The sequence below is a fragment of the Methylobacterium sp. WL7 genome (genome assembly GCF_008040085.1).
Taxonomy (GTDB): Bacteria; Pseudomonadota; Alphaproteobacteria; order Rhizobiales; family Beijerinckiaceae; genus Methylobacterium; species Methylobacterium mesophilicum.
Genome location: NZ_VRVG01000052.1, coordinates 16,643 through 35,868, shown reverse-complemented (window position 1 = coordinate 35,868; position 19,226 = coordinate 16,643). Strand labels below are relative to the sequence as shown.

At 70.0% G+C, this 19,226-nt stretch carries 18 protein-coding genes; 11 read left to right on the top strand and 7 right to left on the bottom strand.

The annotated features are described in order from the left end of the window. Together FV233_RS31180 and FV233_RS15060 are read left to right on the top strand one after the other, a co-directional pair. The coding region (locus FV233_RS31180) for a DUF1236 domain-containing protein (RefSeq protein WP_246689991.1) at positions 1-483 on the top strand (483 nt) is incomplete at its 5' end. Positions 484-831: 348 nt separating this feature from the next. Further along, complete coding sequence (locus FV233_RS15060) at positions 832-2,832, top strand: methyl-accepting chemotaxis protein (protein WP_147855472.1); 2,001 nt, start codon at positions 832-834, stop codon at positions 2,830-2,832. 16 nt (positions 2,833-2,848) lie between these two features. Here the strand turns inward: FV233_RS15060 and hrcA are convergent, their stop codons facing one another. Continuing rightward, positions 2,849-3,904, bottom strand: coding sequence for a heat-inducible transcriptional repressor HrcA (gene hrcA, locus FV233_RS15055; protein ID WP_147855474.1), 1,056 nt, complete (start codon positions 3,902-3,904; stop codon positions 2,849-2,851). A gap of 166 nt (positions 3,905-4,070) precedes the next feature. On the opposite strand from hrcA, the gene rph reads away from it, so the two are divergent. From rph to hemW, 3 genes are read left to right on the top strand one after another with little or no spacing between them, the layout of a single operon-like run. Further along, positions 4,071-4,784, top strand: a complete 714-nt coding sequence (gene rph, locus FV233_RS15050; protein WP_147855471.1) for a ribonuclease PH — start codon at positions 4,071-4,073, stop codon at positions 4,782-4,784. Then, positions 4,781-5,410, top strand: a complete 630-nt coding sequence (rdgB, locus tag FV233_RS15045; RefSeq protein ID WP_147855470.1) for an RdgB/HAM1 family non-canonical purine NTP pyrophosphatase — start codon at positions 4,781-4,783, stop codon at positions 5,408-5,410. The genes rph and rdgB overlap by 4 nt, the downstream gene beginning before the upstream one ends. Before the next feature lie 38 nt (positions 5,411-5,448). Beyond that, positions 5,449-6,624, top strand: coding sequence for a radical SAM family heme chaperone HemW (gene hemW, locus FV233_RS15040; protein ID WP_187277769.1), 1,176 nt, complete (start codon positions 5,449-5,451; stop codon positions 6,622-6,624). 17 nt (positions 6,625-6,641) lie between these two features. Here the strand turns inward: hemW and FV233_RS15035 are convergent, their stop codons facing one another. Then, positions 6,642-7,928 (bottom strand): penicillin-binding protein activator, encoded by a 1,287-nt coding sequence (locus FV233_RS15035; protein WP_187278115.1) that lies wholly within the window; start codon positions 7,926-7,928, stop codon positions 6,642-6,644. A gap of 133 nt (positions 7,929-8,061) precedes the next feature. Between FV233_RS15035 and rsmI the strand changes: the two genes are divergently transcribed. Continuing rightward, positions 8,062-9,048 (top strand): 16S rRNA (cytidine(1402)-2'-O)-methyltransferase, encoded by a 987-nt coding sequence (rsmI, locus tag FV233_RS15030; RefSeq protein WP_147856552.1) that lies wholly within the window; start codon positions 8,062-8,064, stop codon positions 9,046-9,048. Between the two features lie 3 nt (positions 9,049-9,051). After that, complete coding sequence (locus tag FV233_RS15025) at positions 9,052-9,429, top strand: YraN family protein (RefSeq protein ID WP_147897919.1); 378 nt, start codon at positions 9,052-9,054, stop codon at positions 9,427-9,429. 72 nt (positions 9,430-9,501) lie between these two features. On the opposite strand, the gene FV233_RS15020 is transcribed toward FV233_RS15025, so the two are convergent. From FV233_RS15020 to FV233_RS15010, 3 genes are all read right to left on the bottom strand, one after another. Next, positions 9,502-9,891, bottom strand: coding sequence for a response regulator (locus FV233_RS15020; protein WP_147856550.1), 390 nt, complete (start codon positions 9,889-9,891; stop codon positions 9,502-9,504). A 270-nt stretch (positions 9,892-10,161) separates the two neighbouring features. Further along, positions 10,162-11,265, bottom strand: coding sequence for a L,D-transpeptidase (locus tag FV233_RS15015; protein ID WP_187278114.1), 1,104 nt, complete (start codon positions 11,263-11,265; stop codon positions 10,162-10,164). Positions 11,266-11,354: 89 nt separating this feature from the next. Then, a complete protein-coding gene (locus FV233_RS15010) occupies positions 11,355-12,251 on the bottom strand; it encodes an extensin family protein (protein ID WP_147897918.1) in 897 nt (298 codons plus the stop codon). 184 nt (positions 12,252-12,435) lie between these two features. On the opposite strand from FV233_RS15010, the gene FV233_RS15005 reads away from it, so the two are divergent. Next, positions 12,436-14,511, top strand: coding sequence for a M3 family metallopeptidase (locus tag FV233_RS15005; RefSeq protein WP_147897917.1), 2,076 nt, complete (start codon positions 12,436-12,438; stop codon positions 14,509-14,511). A gap of 84 nt (positions 14,512-14,595) precedes the next feature. Further along, the gene (locus FV233_RS15000) at positions 14,596-15,492 is read left to right on the top strand and encodes a hypothetical protein (RefSeq protein ID WP_147897916.1); all 897 of its coding nucleotides are present in this window, start codon (positions 14,596-14,598) and stop codon (positions 15,490-15,492) included. 22 nt (positions 15,493-15,514) lie between these two features. Here the strand turns inward: FV233_RS15000 and FV233_RS14995 are convergent, their stop codons facing one another. Further along, positions 15,515-15,733 carry a hypothetical protein gene (locus FV233_RS14995; protein WP_147854371.1) on the bottom strand — a complete coding sequence of 73 codons (219 nt, stop codon included), beginning with the start codon at positions 15,731-15,733 and terminating at the stop codon, positions 15,515-15,517. Positions 15,734-15,953: 220 nt separating this feature from the next. Next, a complete protein-coding gene (locus FV233_RS14990) occupies positions 15,954-16,346 on the bottom strand; it encodes a DUF2267 domain-containing protein (protein ID WP_147897915.1) in 393 nt (130 codons plus the stop codon). 311 nt (positions 16,347-16,657) lie between these two features. Here FV233_RS14990 and FV233_RS14985 point away from each other — a divergent pair, with 311 nt between their 5' ends. Together FV233_RS14985 and poxB are read left to right on the top strand one after the other, a co-directional pair. After that, positions 16,658-17,257 carry a cysteine hydrolase family protein gene (locus tag FV233_RS14985; RefSeq protein WP_147854373.1) on the top strand — a complete coding sequence of 200 codons (600 nt, stop codon included), beginning with the start codon at positions 16,658-16,660 and terminating at the stop codon, positions 17,255-17,257. Between the two features lie 186 nt (positions 17,258-17,443). Further along, positions 17,444-19,174 (top strand): ubiquinone-dependent pyruvate dehydrogenase, encoded by a 1,731-nt coding sequence (poxB, locus tag FV233_RS14980; RefSeq protein ID WP_147854374.1) that lies wholly within the window; start codon positions 17,444-17,446, stop codon positions 19,172-19,174. The last annotated feature ends 52 nt before the right edge of the window (positions 19,175-19,226 follow it).

Here is a 19,226-nt window from a genome sequence, read left to right as displayed (position 1 = left end):
GGCCCGGCCGAGCAGCGCGGCGGGCGTGACGAGACCGGCCCGGGCCAGCGCGGCGATCGCGGCGGGCGTGACGAGACCGGCCCGGGCCAGCGCGGCGATCGCGGCGGCCGGGACGAGACCGGCCCCAACCAGCGCGGCGATCGCGGCGCGGCAGGTGAGCGGGGCGATCGTGGTGGGCGCGACGGTGTCCGCGGCGGTCGCGGCGGCGGTTCGGCCCGCGGTGCGGTCGGTCGTCTGGACACCCGTCAGCGCACGGAGTTCCGCGGCTCGATCACCCGGCTCGGCGTCTCGCCGCTGCGCGACGTCGCGTTCGGACTCGCGATCGGAACGGCAATTCCGCGCTCCGTAAGGCTTCACCGGCTGCCGCCCGCGATCATCGAGATCGTGCCGGAGTACGAAGGCTACGACTTCGTCCTCGTGCGCGACGACATCGTAATCATCGATCCCGATACCTACGAGATCGTCGACGTGATTCCTGCGTAAGTTGCTGGATAGTCGCCTCTCTTCGCGCTCAAGTGTACGGCGCTGAAAACCTTCACCGCCGGGATGAAGAATCCCGGCGGTAAAATGCGCAATAAGAGATTTCAAGAATGCCTTGGTGCTCACTGCGATGCGCAGCAAGCGATTGCAAGACGACCGAAAGCTGTGAAGGATAGCAGAGCGGTCGGCACGGTTGATGCCTCTGAATCAGCAGCTGCGGCGCCTCGATGTAAATCGAACGTCCGGTGCCCGCGGACAGTATTCCAGTGATCGACAATAGGATTTGGTGTCGGTTTATGGGTGCGGTACCTGCGGGGTGATCGATCGATTATCGGCTGATGAGGGCAAGGCATGTCGAGACAGGGACTCAACGCGGCTCGACTTGCGCGCGGCTGGCGCCCGCGCCTCGGTGTATCCGGCCGCGCCATACTCCTGATCCTCGGTGTGGTCTGTGCCGCCTTCGGGGCGAGTTCCGCCTATCTCTACGCCACGCAATCCACCGCCCTGCGGGCCAACCTCGATGCCAACATGGCGAGCTTGAGCGCCGCATCGGCGCGGAGCGTGGGGAACTGGTTGCGCGGCAAGCTCGAAGTGACGCAGCTCATGGCGCAGCAGATCGCGCTCGTCGGCGTCGGGCCGAAGGCGAACGACGTCCTCGGTCTGCCGATGGCGCGAGACCTCTTCATAAGTGCCTATCTCGGCCGTCCGGACGGCTTCTACACGGAGATGCCTCAATCCGAGCTGCCCGCCGGCTACGATCCGCGGCAACGTCCCTGGTACAAGGATGCCATGGCGGCGGGGCAAGCTGTCTTGACCGAGCCCTACACCGATGCCGGAACCAACGTCATCACCATCACCGCCGCGGGGCCAATCTTCGGTGAGGATCGAGCGATCCTCGGTGTCATCGGAGGCGATTTCGACAGCTCGGCCCTGACCCGGATGATTGCAGAGGTCGCAGCGGGCGGCAAAAGCTACGCCTACCTGGTGTCGGGCGGCGGAACGGTACTGGTCCATCCGCGCCCAGAGCTGATCGGCAAGCCTCTCTCGGACCTGATTGCCGGGCCGCTCCCGAAGATCGGCGGTGGCTTGGCCGAGACGCGGGAGGGCGACCGGGCGACCTTCACCGCCTTCGCCCGCGTCCCGAACCTGCCCCCGTCGCTCGACTGGTACATCGCCCTCTCGGTCGACAGCGCCGAGGCGTTGGCTCCGACTACGGCACTGGCGACGAACCTGGCGGCGGCTACCCTGCTGGTTCTGCTCGTGCTCGGCATCGTGGTCGGCCGGCTGATGACGCTCACCGTCTCGCGCCCGCTGAACCGCTTGGTCGGCGTCCTGCAGCGCATGAGCCAGGGCGAGCTCGATGCCGAGATCGCCGAGGCCCGGCGCAGTGACGAGATCGGGCTGGTCGGCCGGGCCGTCGAAGGCATCAAGGCGCTGGTGGCGCAGCGAGCGCGCGACCAGGCCGAGGCGAAGCGCATGGCCGACGAGGCCGCCGCCTCCGAGCGCAGGCGCGCGATGGTCGCGTTGGCCGACGGCTTCGAGCAGGCTGTGGGGGCGATCGTCGGCATGGTCTCGTCCTCGGCCACGGAGCTGGAGGCCACGGCCCAGACCCTGACGGCGAGCGCGACCCAGGCGGCGGCGCAATCGACCAGCGTCGCGGCCGCCGCCGAGGAGGCGGCCACCAACGTTCGCACGGTCGCGGCCGCCGCGGAGCAGCTCGGTGCCAGCGTCCGGGAGATTGCCGGGCAGGTGGAGGGCTCGACCACCCTGGCGCAGGCGGCGGTCGGCGAGGCGGACCAGACCGGCCATCTGGTGCAGGACCTGGCCCAGGCCGTCGCGAAGATCGGCGACGCGGTCGGGCTGATCTCCAGCATCGCGGCTCAGACCAACCTCCTCGCCCTGAACGCGACGATCGAGGCCGCCCGCGCCGGCGATGCGGGGCGGGGCTTCGCGGTCGTGGCCTCCGAGGTGAAGGAACTGGCTGCCCAGACCGGGCGCGTCACCGAAGAGATCACCGGCCTGATCGGCCGGATCCAGGGTTCGACCGACCACGCCACGCAGGCGATCGGCGGGATCGTCACGCGCATCCGCGACATCAACCAGGTGACCGGCGCGGTGGCGGCGGCGGTGGAGGAGCAGGGCGCGGCGACCCAGGAGATCGTGCGCAACGTCAGCCAGGCGGCGAGCGGGACGGACGAGGTGACCACGAACATCACCGGCGTGGCCGAGGCCGCGGAGCAGACCGGCACGGCCGCCCATCAAGTGCTGGACGCGGCCTCCGCGCTGTCGCGGCAATCGGCGCAGCTCACTCGGGAGGTCGCAGACTTCCTGCACACCGTCCGGGCCGCTTGAGCCCGACGGGCAGCTGTCAGCGGCCGCCGTCGAGCAGCTTCGAGACCACCCGGGCGGTGTAGTCGACCATCGGGACGATGCGGGCGTAGTTCAGCCGCGTCGGCCCGATCACGCCGACGACGCCGACGATCTTCTGCGAACCGTCGCGGAACGGCGCGGCGATCAGCGACGAACCGGACAGCGAGAACAGTTTGTTCTCCGAGCCGATGAAGATCCGAACGCCCTCGCCGCCCTCGGCACGGGCCAGGAGGTCGATGACGTCCTTCTGGGTCTCCAGGTCGTTGAACAGCAGGCGGATGCGTTCGAGGTCCTCGACGGCGCGCAGGTCGTCGAGCAGGTTCGCCTGCCCGCGCACGATCAGCTGCCGGGCCTCGCTCGGGCCAACCGGCGTCGCCAGGCCGGCATCGACCAGGCGCTCGGTCAGCGCGTCGAGCTCGCGCTTCATCGCCTTGCGGCCGGCCTCGATCTCGGCGCGCAGCGTGCCGAGGGTGCGGCCCTGCAGCCGGGCATTGAGGAAGTTCGTGGCCTCCTGAAGCGCACCGGCGGGCAGGCCCGGCGGCAGGTCGACCAGCCGGTTCTCCACCGAGCCGTCGTCAGAGACCAGCACCACCAGGGCGCGGGCCGGATCGAGGCGGACGAACTCGATGTGCTTCAAGTGGACGTTCGCCTTCGTGGTCAGCACCACGCCGGCCCCGCGCGAGATGCCCGACAGCATGGTCGAGGCCGCGGCCAGCGCCGAATCGAAGGTGTGGCCGGAGGCGGCCGCGCGCATCTCCGCCTCGATCCGGGCCTGCTCCTCCTGGCCGACATCGCCGAGTTCGAGCATGGCGTCCACGAAGAACCGCAGCCCGAGTTCGGTCGGCAGGCGGCCGGCCGAGGTGTGCGGCGCGAAGATCAGGCCGGAATGCTCCAGGTCCGCCATGACGTTGCGGATCGAGGCCGGCGACAGCGCCATCGGGAGGATGCGCGCCAGGTTGCGTGACCCCACTGGCTCTCCGGTCGTGAGATAGCTCTCGACGATCTGCCGGAAGATCTCGCGGGCGCGCTCGTTGAGGGCGGCCAGCGCCTGCATCGAGGGGTCTTGCGGAAAGAGGCTGTTGGAGTCGGTCACGCGGTCATCCTGTCGTGCGATCATGTCCGCCCGGTGTCCGGGGATCAATCCGTACGGCGATGCTTGCCCGCGCAGGCTCCGCGGCCTAAGAGCCCGGCCCTCACTCTCTCATCAGAAAGGGCCCGCGATGAGGCCTTCGAAGCGCGCCGCCGACGAGCTGCGGCCCGTCACCCTGGAGCGCGCGGTCTCGCGCTACGCCGAGGGCTCGTGCCTGGTCAGCTTCGGCAACACCCGCGTGCTCTGCACCGCCTCCCTCGAAGAGCGCGGTCCCCCGTGGCTGCGCGGCTCCGGAAAGGGCTGGGTCACCGCCGAGTATGCCATGCTGCCGCGCGCGACGCACGACCGGACCCGGCGCGAGATCAATTCCGGCAAGCCGTCCGGCCGCACGCAGGAGATCCAGCGCCTGATCGGCCGCTCGCTCCGCGCGGTCACCAACCTGCCCGCGATGGGAGAGCGCCAGATCACCGTCGACTGTGACGTGATCCAGGCCGATGGCGGCACCCGCACCGCGGCGATCACCGGTGCCTGGGTGGCGCTCTACGATTGCTTCGCCTGGATGCGCACCCGCTCGATCATCTCGGTGGACCCGCTGCGCGATCACGTCGCGGCCGTGTCCTGCGGCTTGTACAAGGGCAATCCGGTGCTCGACCTCGACTACGCCGAGGATTCGGCGGCCGAGACCGACGCCAACTTCGTGCTGACCGGCAAGGGCGGCATCGTCGAGGTGCAGGGCACCGCCGAGATGGAGCCGTTCTCCGAGGCCCAGCTCCTCGAATTGCTGCGGCTGGCCCGCGCCGGCACGGACCGGCTGGTGGCCCTCCAGAAGGAGACGATCGCGTGAGCCGCAAGCTGACCGGCAAGGTGGTGATCGCCACCCACAACGCGGGCAAGCTCACCGAGATGCGTGAGCTGCTGGCGCCGTTCGGGATCGAGGCCGTCTCGGCCGGCGAACTGGGGCTGCCCGAGCCCGACGAGACCGGCACGATGTTCTCCGAGAACGCCGCCATCAAGGCGCACGCCGCCGCGAAGGCGACCGGGCTACCCGCCTTCGCGGACGATTCCGGTCTGTGCGTCGCTGCGCTGGACGGCGCGCCGGGCATCTTTTCCGCCCGCTGGGCCGGCCCGGCCAAGGACTTTTCCGGCGCGATGGCGCGGATCTTTGCGGAGCTGGAGCAGCGTCAGGCGAGCGACCGGACGGCGCATTTCGTCTCCGCCCTCGTGCTCGCCTGGCCGGACGGCCATACCGAGCTGTTTGAGGGCCGCGTGTTCGGCACGCTCGTTCCGCCGCGGGGCGATGCCGGCTTCGGCTACGATCCGATCTTCCAGCCGGATGGCCATGGCCGCACCTTCGGCGAGATGGGCGCCGAGGAGAAGCACGGGGTCGATTGGCAGAAGGGGGAGGGGCTGTCGCACCGCGCCCGGGCCTTCGTGCTGCTGAGCCGCGCTTGCCTGGCACCGGCGGCTTGATTGCCAAACCCGGCCGGCACCCTCACATCCCGGCGATCATGACTTCGACCGGCCCGGACCATCCGACCCGCGACGCGGGCTTCGGCATCTACCTGCACTGGCCCTTCTGCGCCGCGAAGTGCCCGTATTGCGACTTCAACAGCCACGTCCGGCACGCGGGCGTGGATCAGGCGCGCTACCTCGACGCCTTCCGGGCGGAGATCGCCCACAGCGCCGCCCGCACCCCCGGCCGCACCGTCACCAGCGTCTTCCTGGGCGGCGGCACGCCGTCGCTGATGGATCCCGCGACGGTGGCGGGCCTGCTCGACGCGGTGGCGGAGCACTGGGCGGTGGCGCGGGATGTGGAGATCACCCTCGAGGCCAACCCGTCGAGCGTCGAGGCCGGTCGCTTCCGCGGCTACCGGACCGCCGGGGTGAATCGGGTATCGCTCGGCGTGCAGGCGCTGGACGACGCCTCCCTGAAGAAGCTCGGGCGGCTGCACAACGCCGAGGAGGCCTTCGCGGCGATCGGCATCGCGCAGGCGGTGTTCGACCGGACCTCGTTCGACCTGATCTACGCCCGCCCCGATCAGACCCCCGCCCTGTGGCGGGCCGAGCTGAACGAGGCGCTCGCCCGCGCCGCCGAGCACCTGTCGCTGTACCAGCTCACCATCGAGCCGGGCACGCCGTTCCACGGCCTCGCCGCCGCCGGCAAGCTGGTGACGCCCGACGACGAGGTGGGCCGGGTCCTCTACGACGTGACCCAGGAGGTCTGCGGGCAGGCTGGCTTGCCGTCCTACGAGATCTCGAACCACGCCCGCCCGGGGGCGGAATCGCGGCACAACCTGCTCTACTGGCGCTACGGCGAATATGCCGGCATCGGGCCCGGGGCGCATGGGCGCCTGGTCACCCCGGCCGGGCGGATCGGCACCGTCACCGAACGCAACCCGGAAGCGTGGCTGGCCCGCGTCGAGCGCGACGGCCAGGGGATCGTCGAGACCGAGACCCTGGCGGCGGCAGACCAAGCCGACGAGTTCCTGGTGATGGGCCTGCGGCTGACTGAGGGGATCGATCCCGAGCGCTACGCCGCCCTGAAGGGCCGACCGCTCAACGGCAACCGGATCGGCATGCTGGTCGGCGACGGCTTACTCCATCGCCTGCCCGGCGGGCGCATCGCCGCCACGCCGCGGGGCGCGCCGGTCCTCAACGCCCTGGTGGCCGAACTCGCGGCCTGATCGGGCCGCCGGCTCTCTCAGGTCCCGGGCTTGGCCAGGACACGTGGCGCCGGGCTGACTACGCTCGCGGCGTTGTTGCGGATCTCGTAGACCGCCAGCGCCCGATCGCTGAGCCCCTCCGGCCGGAACCGGAAGGTGCCGTCCGTTCCGGAGAAGCCGGAGGCGTTGGTCAGCGTCGTCTCGGCGAAACGCTGCGATCCGTATTGCCGGTTCAGCGCCGCCGACAGCATAACGGCGTCGTAGGCCAGCGATGCGACACGCGGCGGCACGGCACCGAATCGGGCCTGGTAGCGACCGCTGAAACTGGAGAAGCCGTTCCGGTCCGGCGAGGCGAACCGCCCGCCCTGGAGCGCCGGCAGCGCGTAGAGCGACGGCTCGTTCCACAGGGCCGTACCGATCGGCCGGACCCGACTGGGGTTGTAACCCGCCTTGGTCAGCGCCGCCGCCACCGCCGGCATCGCCTCCGCGGTATCCGGGATGAACAGCGTGTCGGCGGTCGCGCCGGCCCCCGTTATGACGCGCGCCAGCCGCTCCACCGCCGGTCCGGGCGCCCCGGACGGATAGCGTTCGACCGCCGCGACCCGGGCCCCCTTGCGGGCGACCGCCTCTCGGAACTCGGCCTCGACGGCGTTGCCGTAGGCGGTCTCCGGAATCAGGGCCGCGAAGGAGCGTCGGCCGTCGGCGACGGATTCGTCGACGATCCGGTCGACCTCGGGCTGCGGCAGGAAGCTCAGGAGATAGATCCCCCGGGCGGCCACGGAGGCATCCGTCGAGAATCCGATCACCGGTTTGCCGGCGGCCCGGGCCGGCACGGCGGCGGCCTGGACGTTGGCGGCGAAGACAGGCCCGAGCACGATGTCGGCACCCGCCTTCAGGGCCTCCTGGGTCGCCTCCCGGGCGCCGTCCGGGCTGCCCCGGTCGTCCTCGATCAGGATCGTCAGGTCCGGCTGCTGGGCCTCGTCGAAAGCGAGTTGCGCGGCGTTGCGCATCGCAGTCCCCACGGCCACCCCGGTGCCGGTCAGGGGCAGGACCAGCGCGACCTTCACGGCGCCCGAGCCGATGCGGTTGCCGCCGGCCGCCGCCGGGGTGAGGGGGGCAGCGTTCGGGTCCGCCGCGACCGATGGGGCGCCGCCCTGCGGCACGTCGGCCGGCGGCGATAGTTCGGCCCGGGGCTGTGCGCTGCGCCGGGTCGCGCGTCCGTCCCCGAATCCGCCGACGCAGCCGCCCAGCGCCAAGGCACTGAGGGCAACGGTCAGGGCGGTGACTCGCACGAGACGGTTCCGCCCACACTTCGGACGCGCCATGGCGGTCTCCTTCGGGCAGGTTCGAACAACCTGACCGGGCATTTTTCAAATGTAAACGCGCCGGTGCCGACTTGCCCCCGGTCTCGACGCGCAGCCGCGACGCGGGGCCGGCACTGTGGCAAGATCACCCGCGATGAACCGTCGATTCGATGCCCCGGGGCCAGCGATCTCAACCAAACCGACTTCCACACCCCCGTCCCAGAGGCCCGGTGCGGACCGCCCGCGGAACACCACGTTCACGGCCTTCGGACTCGCCAGCGAAACCGAGCCGTTGGCGCCCGGCCTGCACATCGTGGCGACGCCGATCGGCAACCTGCGCGACATCACCATCCGGGCGCTCGCGACCCTGGCGGCGGCCGACGCCGTGCTGGCCGAAGATACCCGGGTGACCCGGACGCTCTTGGCGCATTACGGAATCACGACCCCGTTGCTGGCCTATCACGAGCATTCGAACGAGGCTGTCCGCGACCGGATGGTGGCCCGGCTCCGGGCCGGCGAGGCCCTGGCCCTGGTCTCGGATGCCGGGACGCCGCTCGTGTCGGACCCCGGCTACAAGCTCGTCCAGGCGGCGATCGAGGCCGGGGTCGCGATCACGCCCGTGCCTGGGCCTTCCGCGGTCATGACTGCGCTGGTGGCCGCAGGCCTGCCCACCGACCGGTTCTTCTTCGAGGGGTTCCTGCCCCAGAAAGCCGGGGCCCGGCGCAACCGCCTCGAAGCCCTGATCCAGGTCCCGGGCACGCTGGTGCTGTTCGAGTCGCCGCATCGCCTGCCGGAGATGCTGGCCGACGCCGCTTCCGTGCTCGGCGCCGACCGTCCTGCCGCGGTGACCCGGGAACTGACCAAGTTCTACGAGACGATTCGCCGGGACACGCTGGGCTCGCTGAGCGAGCGGTTCGGGCAGGAGGGCGCGCCGAAGGGCGAGATCGTCGTCATCATCGGCGCCGCGACGGCGCCGGAGCGCACGGCGGAGGGTGACGCCGCCCTGGACGGGCTGATCCGCACTGCCCTCGAACGGCACTCGATCAAGGATGCGGCGAGCCTCGTCGCGGACGAGACCGGGCAGCCGCGCCGCGCCATCTACACCCGGGCGCTGGCGCTGGCCCGGGACAGCCAGGGTTGAGCCGTGCCGGATCGCATCCTGCAGCGCCGCGCCGCCTACCTGCGCGGGCACCGGGCCGAATGGCTGGCAATGTCGGCGTTACTGGCCAAAGGCTACTGGCCGATCGGCCGACGGGTGAGCTTCGCCGGGGGCGAGATCGACCTGATCGTCCGCCGTCCGCGCACCATCGTGTTCGTGGAGGTCAAGGCACGGTCCAGGCTGGACGATGCCCGAACGGCGATCGACGCCGCGAAGCGTCGGCGCTTTTCCCGTGCGGTGCGTGCGTGGGTCGGCCGCAATCCCTGGTGCGCCGGCATGACGCTTCGGGCCGACGCCGTTTTCGTCGGCGACGGCACGTGGCCGGCCCATCTGCCGGGCGTCTTCACCATCGAGGGGTTGTAACGAGGTCGGTCTTTCGGGTCGCGTCAACGGGCTCCGAAAGGCGGCAGCCCCGTGCCGGGACGATGCGGACTGTCAGCCGCGGGCAGCCCGGATCGCACTGATCAGCGTCCGCTTGAGGTCGGCCTGACTAAAGGGCTTCTGCACGACGGGCCGGTCGCGGAACGGCTCCCGGATTCCGGCGCCGCCGTAGCCCGTGGAGAATACGAGCGGCAGGTCGCGCTGCACGATCGCTTCCGCGACCGGGTAGATCGGTTCGCCGGCCACGTTCACGTCGAGGATCGCGATCTCGAACGTTTCCTGGGCGGCCATCTCGAGGGCGGTCGACAGGCGTGCGGCGGGCCCGACGACGGCGCAGCCGAAGTCGAGCAGCATGTCCTCGAGCAGCATCGAAATCGCAGCCTCGTCTTCAACGACGAGGACGCGGACGCCGTTCAGGACTTCATCGTTGGGGTCAGCAGTCACGCCGGGCCGTCTTCCCTTCGAACGCCCCCGTCACCGGGGATCTTGCCGTGCGGTTGGTATCGCCTCGCGAACCGCAGCAGCAGCGCTTGGAAGCGCCGGGGCGGCGCGCCGGACGGTCCGCGAGACCACCTGTGGCGTCGCCCGGAATACCGGACGTGTCAAGCGTTCGCGGCCCGTTCCGGCATCAATGGTGGCCGCGATGTTAACTCACGATACATTTTTGTCGCCTCTCCCGCACGGCAGGCGTCGGAGGGCGATTCGCGGGCCGCCTCAATCGTCCTTGAACGACACCTTCGCGCCCCGGGAGACATGCGCCGCGAGGTCGCGGGCGTTCCAGTTCGTGAGGCGGATGCAGCCGTGGGACTCGGTCTTCCCGACCTTCTCGGGCTCGGGCGTCCCGTGGATGCCGTAGCTCGGGATCGCGAGGTCGATCCAGACCAGGCCGACCGGATTGTTCGGGCCCGGCTTGATCGAGAACTTGCGGTTCGTCTTCACGCCCTTGAACGCGTATTTCGGATTGTAGGTGTAGTCCGGATCGAACGCGACGCCCTTGACCTTGGTCTCGCCGCTGGGCGCCGGCTTCTCGGAACTGCCGATGGAGGCCGGGTAGAAGGCCAGGAGCTTGCCGTCCGCCCCGAAGGCGCGCACGTCGCGGCTCGTCTTGTCGACCTCGATCCGGTCGACCTTGGGCTCGTTCGGCAGGTCCTTCGCCTTGGGCTTGTCGGTCCCCATCGGATCGACGGCCGCCACCGTGATCGACGTGCCGGCCTTGTCGAGCGGCTTGTCCGGATTGAGCGCGCTGACGAGGTCGCGGCTCATGTGGAAGCGCTCGGCCAGCATCTCCCGCGGGTTGGTGTAGCCGAGTTCCTTGAGATCGGCCTGCGCCTCCATCTTCGGCGGGATCTTCTCGACATAGGGACCGGAAGCGTCCGCGTCGGTGACCGCGTAGTCGGACACCACCGGCTTGTCGCTTGTGCCCTGGAGCTTGTCCCAGAGTTCGGGCGTCAGGTCCTGGCTCGCGGGCAGGCCCTGCGCCACCGCGAAGGCCGAGAGGGCATGCTGGTAGTTCTCGCCCTTCAGGCCGTCGATGGCGCCCGGATAGAACCGGGCCCGATCCAGAAGCACTTGCGCCTTCACGATCAGCGGATCGGGCTTGGCATCGGATGTCTTGCCGGCACGCGCCTTCTTGCCGGATTTGGTGGCTTTGCCCGACTTCTCCTCCGTCTTGCCGGCATCGGGCGCCTGGAAGGTGGCGCCGTTGATTGCCTCCGCAGTCAGGGTGGGCGCCTTGTCGGAGGGAGCGGCGTGACCCGGCGCGGCGACGCCGATTGCCAGCAGAGCCGCGCAAACCGGCAGCGAAGGTCTCCGCATCATCAACGTCATAGTCCCCGGGAGCGGACGCGCTCCGGTCGCACAAGCTTCGAGGGCACGGGAACGTTCCGCACCGAACCGACTCCGCGCCATCACTCGCACAGCCGATGTCCGGCATTGCGCTCGCGCTCATCGAAGTGGAAGTGGTTGGCGTGGGCCGCGTTGGTGCCGGGGCCCAGAACGGTGCGGAAGAACCCGCAGGCTTTCCCGCGGACGGAGGCCAGGAAGTCCGCCTCCTCGGACCCCGCCGGCATCGCCTTGACCGGGATGCTCGCGCGACCCGCGAAGGCGAAGCCCATCACGTCCACGGCGGCCGCGAAGGCGTGATCGCTGAGCTTGGCGTCGACATCGTGGTTCTGTCCCCGGCAGACATAGGTGCCGCCGAGTTCGAGCCCGGTGAGCGGATGCTTGAGCGTGCGCTCGGCCGCGACCTGAACCTCCGTCGCCCAGCGCGCGAAGGACTCGGCGACCTGGCAGGTCAGCGTCGCGCCCCCCGGCAACGCGATGCCGTCGGCGAGCTTGGTCACCTTCAGGGGCAGCGGCGCGGTGCATTGGCCCTCGGCGATGGGCGGCAGCGGTTCGAACTCCACGCCGAGGCGCTTGAGCCGCACCCGGCAGGCGGTGTCGTCCGGCGGCGCGACCTTGAGGGCCAGCGCCGCCTCGCCGGACAGTTCCGGCGGTCGTTCCGGCGGTGTCGGCGGCGGTGTCGGGATCTCGGGCTTCTGAGGCTCCGCGGCGGCGTCCTTCGGCGGCGTCAGCTCGGCAGGACGGGCCGGTGGCGTCGGCTTTGCGGCCTCGGTTGTCGGCGCGAATTTCTGCTCCGCCGGCTGTGCGGGCTTCAGCGCGTCCGGCCGTTCCGGCGGGAGCGGCGGCGGAACCGGGAGTGCGGCGGGCGCCTCGGCCGCCGCACCGGGGAGGGCAGCCGGCGCCCACAGGCCCAGCGCGAGGACGCCGCGCGCCAGAAGAGTCGTCGGTCGGAGGAGCGGCATGAGACCTCGAAGCGTGGGCGTGGGACGGGAGGAAACGAACGGAACCGCATTCGGATCGCTCCGACCCTGTTGACGGGGCCGCCTATCGGGCCTCTGTCTTCCGGGACGCGGCCGCGGACCCCATCTCGCGGCCTCACGGGGCGGACCGAAGGCACGGTCCGGCCGACGCACCACCGAGGATCGAATGGCGGACGTAGCTGATGCCGGGCTCCCGAGCCTGCCGCAGGACAATCCCTTCCGCGACGCCCAGTGGAGCACGCCCTACGGCCTGCCGCCGTTCGAGCGGATCCAGGCCGCGCATTACATGCCGGCCTTCGAGGCCGCGCTCGCCGCCCACGAATCCGAGATCCAGGGCATCGCGGCCGACACGGCGCCCGCGACCTTCGCCAACACCGTCGCGGCGATGGAGCGGGCCGGTCAGGCCCTCGAGCGGGTCGCCGGCGTCTTCTACAACCTGACCGGCAGCCACACGAACCCGGATCTGCAGGCGATCGAGCGGGCGATCGGCCCGAAGCTCGCCCGGCACGGCAGCGCCATCTATCTCAACCCGCAGCTCTGGGCGCGCATCTCGGCCGTCGACGCCGAAGCGGAGGGGCTCGGGCCGGAAGAGCGCCGGGTGCTCGACCGATACCGCATCCGCTTCCGTCGTGCAGGCGCCGAGTTGGGCTCGGACGATAAGGCACGCATCGCCGAGATCGCCGCCCGGATGTCGGAACTCGGGACCCAGTTCAGCCAGAACCTGCTCGCCGACGAGAGCAGCTTCACCCTGCCGCTCACCGGCGAAGACGATCTGGCCGGCCTGCCGCCGTTCCTGCGCGCCGCCGCCGAGAGCGCGGCCCGGGAGCGCGGCCTGGATGGCCACGTCATCACCCTGTCGCGCTCGCTGATCGAGCCGTTCCTGGTGTTCTCCACCCGGCGCGACCTGCGCGAGAAGGCCTACGCGGCCTGGACCCGCCGCGGCGAGAACGGCGGCACCACCGACAACCGCGCGATCATCGTCGAGATGGTCGGCCTGCGCGCCGAGCACGCGCGTCTGCTCGGCTTCGACAGCTTCGCGCATTTCAAGCTGGACGACACGATGGCGGCGAGCCCCGACGCCGCCATGGAGCTGTTGCGCGACGTCTGGACCCCGGCCCGGGCGCGGGCGGGCGAGGAGCGCGAGCGGCTCCAGGCGATCGTCCAGCAGGAGGGCCACAACTTCGCGCTCCAGGCGCATGATTGGCGCCACTACACCGAGAAGCTGCGGCGGGCCGAGCACGACCTCGATGAGAGCGAGGTGAAGGCCTACCTGCCCCTCGACCGGATGATCCAGGCGGCCTTCGATACGGCATCCCGGCTGTTCGGGCTGACCTTCGAGGAGCTTTTCGACGTGCCGCGCTACCACCCCGACGTGCGGGTCTGGCGGGTCGGCAACCCGGACGGGTCCGAGGTCGGGCTGTTCCTGGGCGATTACTTCGCCCGCTCCGCGAAGCGCTCCGGCGCCTGGATGAGCGCGTTCCGCTCCCAGGAGCGCCTGAACGGCACCGTCACGCCGGTGATCGTCAACGTGATGAACTTCGCCAAGGCGCCCGCCGGCGAGAGCGCGCTCCTGTCCTTCGACGACGCCCGCACCCTGTTCCACGAGTTCGGCCACGCCCTGCACGGCCTCCTGTCGGACGTGACCTACCCGCTGCTCTCCGGGACATCGGTGTCGCGCGATTTCGTCGAGTTGCCGTCCCAGCTCTACGAGCATTGGCTGGAGCAGCCCGAGGTTCTGAAGGCTCATGCCCGGCACCACCGCACCGGTGAGCCGATGCCCGACGCGCTGCTGCGCAAGCTCCTGGCGGCGCGCACCTTCAACCAGGGCTTCGCCACGATCGAATACACCGCCTCGGCGATCGTCGACATGACGCTCCACCTCTCGGCAGGCGGTGAATCCGGCCTCGACGTGCCGGCCTTCGAAGCGGACGCCCTGCAGCGGATCGGCATGCCGGCCGAGATCAGCATGCGCCACCGGACGCCACACTTCGCCCACATCTTCTCGGGGGACGGCTACGCGGCCGGTTACTACAGCTATCTCTGGTCCGAGGTGCTGGATGCCGACGCCTTCGATGCCTTCAAGGAGGCCGGCGACATCTTCGACCCGGAGACGGCGAAGCGGCTGCGGACCTTCGTGTACGGCGCCGGCAACCTGCGCGACCCGCGTGACGCCTACACCGCCTTCCGCGGCCGGATGCCGAGCATCGCGCCGCTTTTGAAGAAGCGGGGTCTCGCGGCCTGAGGCGGGGACGGCCGGTAAGGGTTTCGTAAACAAACGTCCTTAACGAACGCTTGCAGGCGGACCCTGCAGACGGAGTTGGGGGCGATGACGAAGATTGAAGCCAAGCCGGCCCTCTCTCCCGACGAGCTGCTGAAGGCCGTCGTGGCGGGCAAGGCGGTTCCGAAGCCCGAGCCTGTCGCCGCACCTGCGGCGGCGCGATTCGCGATGCCGTCCCTGGCAGGTCCAGAGGTCCGGCGCTACGCGATCGCTGGCACCGCCCTGGCGCTCGGTCTGGTTCTGGGCTTCGCCGCACGTCCCGGCTCCGGCGGCGCGCCGAGCGACGCCGTCCTGGCGCTGAGCACGACCGTCGATGCCGGCCGGACCGAAACCGCCCGGCTCGGCGCCGACATCGCCCAGCTCCATCAGGTGCTCGCCGACCTGCGCGCCGCCACCGACACCGCCCGCAAGGAGGCCGGCAGCCGCAGCGGCGCCCTGGGCGAGCGCCTGACCCAGATCGATAAGAACCTGAATGCCAAGACCGCCGCCCTGAGCGAGCGCCTCGAGCAGGCCGAGCGCGAGCACAGTGGGCGGATCGCCAACCTCGCTGCGCAACTGGAGCGTCGCGCGTCCGTCGCGGCGTCGGCCGTGAAGGCCGAGCCGACACAGACCGGGAGCCTCGCCGACACCCGCCCGGCCGACGCGAAGGTCGCCGAGGCGAAAGCCGTCGATGCCAAAAGCGCGGAGGCCAGGAGCGCAGAGGCGAAGGCTTCGGAGGCCAAGCCGAAGGCGGTCGCGGCCGAGAAACCCCCGGTGATCGACGGCTGGGCTGTCCGCGACGTCTACGACGGGGCGGCGATTCTGGAGAACAGACGCCGCCGCATCGTCGAGGTCGGGCCGGGAGACCTGCTGCCGGGTATCGGCCGGGTCGAGGGTGTCGAGCGCCGCGGTCGGGAGTGGGTCGTGGTGACCCGTCAGGGCCTCGTCACGTCCCAGCCCTGGTAAGCCGACTGCTTAACACGCTGCGTCAGCGTCCCTGGAAGGTCGCCGAGGCGAGTTCGTCGCTGGAGCCGGGGAAGCGCGGTTCGATCGTCAGCGGATCGGCCAAGGCGGACGCGCGCTCGGCCCGGCGCCGCCCGTGGCGCAGGGCGCGGGTTTGAGCGGCTCGGGTCGGGTGCAGGATTGCCGCGAGCAGCGCCTGGCCCTCGAAGGCGGTATCCAGATTCTTGGCTTCGAAGACGGGCATGGCCGGCCTACCTGAGTGCAATCCGGTCACCTGCCGAAGGCGATGACCCGAATTGCATCCCGAATAACGGGGAACGCGTGGACGGGTTCCGCCAAGCTCTGACGGCGAAACCACTTTTTTACGATCGTTCAGGAACGGCGCGAAAACGGTGCGGCGGCGCACGTGCCGCCGGCGAAAACCGGGTCCCGAAGGCGTTTGCCCGCCCCCGGGACCTTGTTCGTCAGACGAACTGGTTGAGGCCCGGGATCGAACCGATGATCGGTCCCATGGCATCTTCGCCGACCTTCTCGCGGCCGAAGGCGAACAGCTCCTGGCCGAGCGGCTGCATCTGGCCCATGGGAACACCGGCGCCCATCAGCTTCTGGCCCAGCGCCATGACGCCGCCGCCGCCCATCATGCCGCCGAGCATGCCCATGAGGCCGCCGTCGCCGCTCTCTCCGGCATTCGATTCGGCCACGAGCGCTTCGGAGCCGGGCAGCGCGGCCATGAGCTGGCCCACCTCGGATTCCGGCCCCTCCTTCTGCAGGAAGGCCAGGATGTGCCCGATTGCCGTCTGCGCGGTCGCGGCGTCGAGCCCGGTGCGGGCGGTGACGCGGGCGAGCAATTCTTCCATGACGCTGATCTCTTCGACGCTGATCTCTTAGGAACGTTTCCAGACGTCCTTCGACTCTGGGGCGCCGGAAATCAAGCGCGGCTCCCGACTTCGCTGGGAAACACCGGCCCGGACGATGCGCGGAACATCCGGGCGCCCCGAGAGTCAGCGCAGGCGCCGACGCGGCCTTGCGACTCACGGCGAGCCGTGGCCTCGTAGACGGCGAAACAGGCAGGAACAGAGTCGATCCTCGGAAGGTCCGCCGCGGCTCCAGCCGTGGCCCGATCGGGACCACTCCGGCGGATCGATCACGCGCGCATCGGGAGACACGGGTGAGCGATCTCAAGACCCTACGCGGCCTCTCCGGCCTCAGCCCCGAGCCCGCCAGCCTGAAGAAGGCCGCGCTTGTCCTCATCGACATCCAGAACACGTATCGCGAGGGCGTGATGCGCCTGTCCGGCGTCGAGCCGGCCGTCGCGGAGGCCGCGATCCTTCTCAAGCGGGCCCGGGAATCCGGCGTGCCGGTCTTCCACATCCAGCACAATGCCGGCCCCGGCTCGCCCTACGACATCACCGCGGAGATCGGACAGATCTCACCGGAGGTCGCGCCACAGGGCGGGGAGGCCGTGATCACCAAAGCCTTCCCGAGCTCCTTCGTGGGCACGGATCTGGAGGATCGGCTCAAGCGGGCAGGCGTCACCGACCTCATCCTGGCCGGCTTCATGACCCACATGTGCGTCAACTCGACGGCGCGTTCCGCCTTCAACCTCGGCTTCCATCCCACCGTGGTCGCCTCGGCGACCGCGACGCGCGATTTGCCGGCGCCCGACGGCTCGGTGGTGCCGGCGGCCCAGCTACAGGCCGCAAGCCTCGCGGGCCTCGGCGACCTGTTCGCCGTGATCGCCCGCGACGTGGACGCGGTCCGCCCCTGATCGTTCGACGGGGATAGTATTTTCTCCGAAACCCGGGCGCGAACATTCGGGGTTAGACTCCGAAATCTCCGGTTCTGCCGCCTTGACTGCTGCATCGGACATGTGTGCGATGCAGCATCGGGCCGAGAGCGGCGGAACATCACCGCCGGCCGCACAGTTCGGCTCCGAAAATGCGGAGCTTGAACCATGCGCATCGAGAACGTCGCCGACCTGATTGCCGAGACCCTTCAGGAGGCCGGCGTCGCGCGAATCTACGGCGTTGTCGGCGACAGCCTGAACGGCATCACCGAGGCGCTGCGCGCGCGGGGAAAGATCGACTGGATCCACACCCGCCACGAGGAGGCGGCGGCCTTCGCGGCGAGCGCCGAGGCGCAGGTCACCGGCAAGCTCGCCGTGTGCGCGGGTTCGTGCGGCCCCGGCAACCTGCACCTGATCAACGGGCTCTACGACGCGCACCGGAGCCGGACCCCGGTCCTGGCGATCGCCGCGCAGATCCCGTCGGCCGAGATCGGCTCGGGCTATTTCCAGGAGACCCGCCCGACCGAGCTGTTCCGCGAGTGCAGCCATTATTGCGAGCTGATCTCCGACCCGTCGCAGATGCCGTTCGTGCTCGAGAACGCGATCCGCGCCGCGGTCGGGGAGGGGGGCGTCGCCGTCATCGTCATCCCGGGCGATGTGGCGCTGCGCGATGCGCCCAAGCGCGCGCCGGCCACCCGGGCCGGGCTTATCCCGGCCAAGCCTGTCGTACGCCCGGCGGATGCCGAACTCGATGCGCTGGCGGCCCTGCTCAACGCCGGCAAGCGCGTGACGCTGCTGTGCGGACGCGGCTGCGCCGGCGCCCATTCCGAACTGTTGCAACTCGCCGAGGCGCTCAAGAGCCCGGTCGTGCACGCGCTCGGCGGCAAGGAGTATGTCGAATTCGACAACCCCTACGATGTCGGCATGACCGGACTGATCGGGTTCTCGTCCGGCTACGCCGCCATGATGGCGTGCGACACCCTGCTGATGCTGGGCACCGGGTTCCCGTACAAGCAATTCTACCCGCAGGACGCGAAGATCGCCCAGGTCGACCTGCGCCCCTCCGAACTCGGCCGCCGCTGCCGCATCGAGCACGGGCTCGTGGGCGATGTCGGCGCGACGATCCGCGCCCTGCTGCCGCGCCTGAAGCCGAAGGCCGACCGGTCGTTCCTGGATGCCAGCCTGAAGCACTACGCCAAGGCCCGCGCCGGCCTCGACGACCTCGCTACGGCCAAGCCCGGCGGCCCGCTCCATCCGCAATATCTGGCGAAGACGATCAGCGAGGCGGCCGCGGACGACGCGATCTTCACCGCCGACGTCGGCACCCCGACGATCTGGGCGGCGCGCTACCTGGCGATGAACGGCAAACGGCGCCTTCTCGGCTCCTGGGTCCACGGCTCGATGGCCAACGCCTTGTCGCATGGGATCGGCGCCCAGGCCGCGGAGCCGAACCGGCAGGTGATCGCGCTCTGCGGCGACGGTGGGTTCGCCATGCTGATGGGCGATTTCCTAACGCTCCGCCAGCATCGGCTACCGCTGAAAGTCGTGGTGTTCAACAACGGCACCCTCGGCTTCGTTGAGCTGGAGATGAAGGCGGCGGGTTACCTCGAGACCGGCGTCGCGCTCGACAATCCGGACTTCGCCGCGATGTCGCGGGCCGCCGGCATCTTCGCCCTGCGGGTCGAGGACCCGGCCGAGCTGCCGGGCGCCATGCGCGAGTTCCTGGCCTTCGACGGCCCCTCGCTGCTCGATGTGCGAACCGCCCGCAACGAGCTCTCAATGCCGCCCAAGATCGATGGGCAGCAGGTGAAGGGCTTCAGCCTCTACGTGCTGCGGGCCGTGATGGATGGGCGCGGTGACGCAGTTCTCGACCTCGCCAAAACCAACCTCATCCGGTAGACCTCACTTGGTATTCTAGACCCGTTCCAGTTCAAGGGAGCGGGCGATCCAG

Excerpts from the sequence above, each read along its gene's own strand:
- FV233_RS15060 (WP_147855472.1), top strand. The coding sequence starts at position 832 with ATGTCGAGACAGGGACTCAACGCGGCTCGACTTGCGCGCGGCTGGCGC.
- hrcA (WP_147855474.1), bottom strand. The coding sequence starts at position 3,904 with ATGCAGGCGCTGGCCGCCCTCAACGAGCGCGCCCGCGAGATCTTCCGG.
- rph (WP_147855471.1), top strand. The coding sequence starts at position 4,071 with ATGAGGCCTTCGAAGCGCGCCGCCGACGAGCTGCGGCCCGTCACCCTG.
- hemW (WP_187277769.1), top strand. The coding sequence starts at position 5,449 with ATGACTTCGACCGGCCCGGACCATCCGACCCGCGACGCGGGCTTCGGC.
- FV233_RS15035 (WP_187278115.1), bottom strand. The coding sequence starts at position 7,928 with ATGGCGCGTCCGAAGTGTGGGCGGAACCGTCTCGTGCGAGTCACCGCC.
- rsmI (WP_147856552.1), top strand. The coding sequence starts at position 8,062 with ATGAACCGTCGATTCGATGCCCCGGGGCCAGCGATCTCAACCAAACCG.
- FV233_RS15015 (WP_187278114.1), bottom strand. The coding sequence starts at position 11,265 with ATGATGCGGAGACCTTCGCTGCCGGTTTGCGCGGCTCTGCTGGCAATC.
- FV233_RS15010 (WP_147897918.1), bottom strand. The coding sequence starts at position 12,251 with ATGCCGCTCCTCCGACCGACGACTCTTCTGGCGCGCGGCGTCCTCGCG.
- FV233_RS15005 (WP_147897917.1), top strand. The coding sequence starts at position 12,436 with ATGGCGGACGTAGCTGATGCCGGGCTCCCGAGCCTGCCGCAGGACAAT.
- FV233_RS15000 (WP_147897916.1), top strand. The coding sequence starts at position 14,596 with ATGACGAAGATTGAAGCCAAGCCGGCCCTCTCTCCCGACGAGCTGCTG.
- FV233_RS14995 (WP_147854371.1), bottom strand. The coding sequence starts at position 15,733 with ATGCCCGTCTTCGAAGCCAAGAATCTGGATACCGCCTTCGAGGGCCAG.
- FV233_RS14990 (WP_147897915.1), bottom strand. The coding sequence starts at position 16,346 with ATGGAAGAATTGCTCGCCCGCGTCACCGCCCGCACCGGGCTCGACGCC.
- poxB (WP_147854374.1), top strand. The coding sequence starts at position 17,444 with ATGCGCATCGAGAACGTCGCCGACCTGATTGCCGAGACCCTTCAGGAG.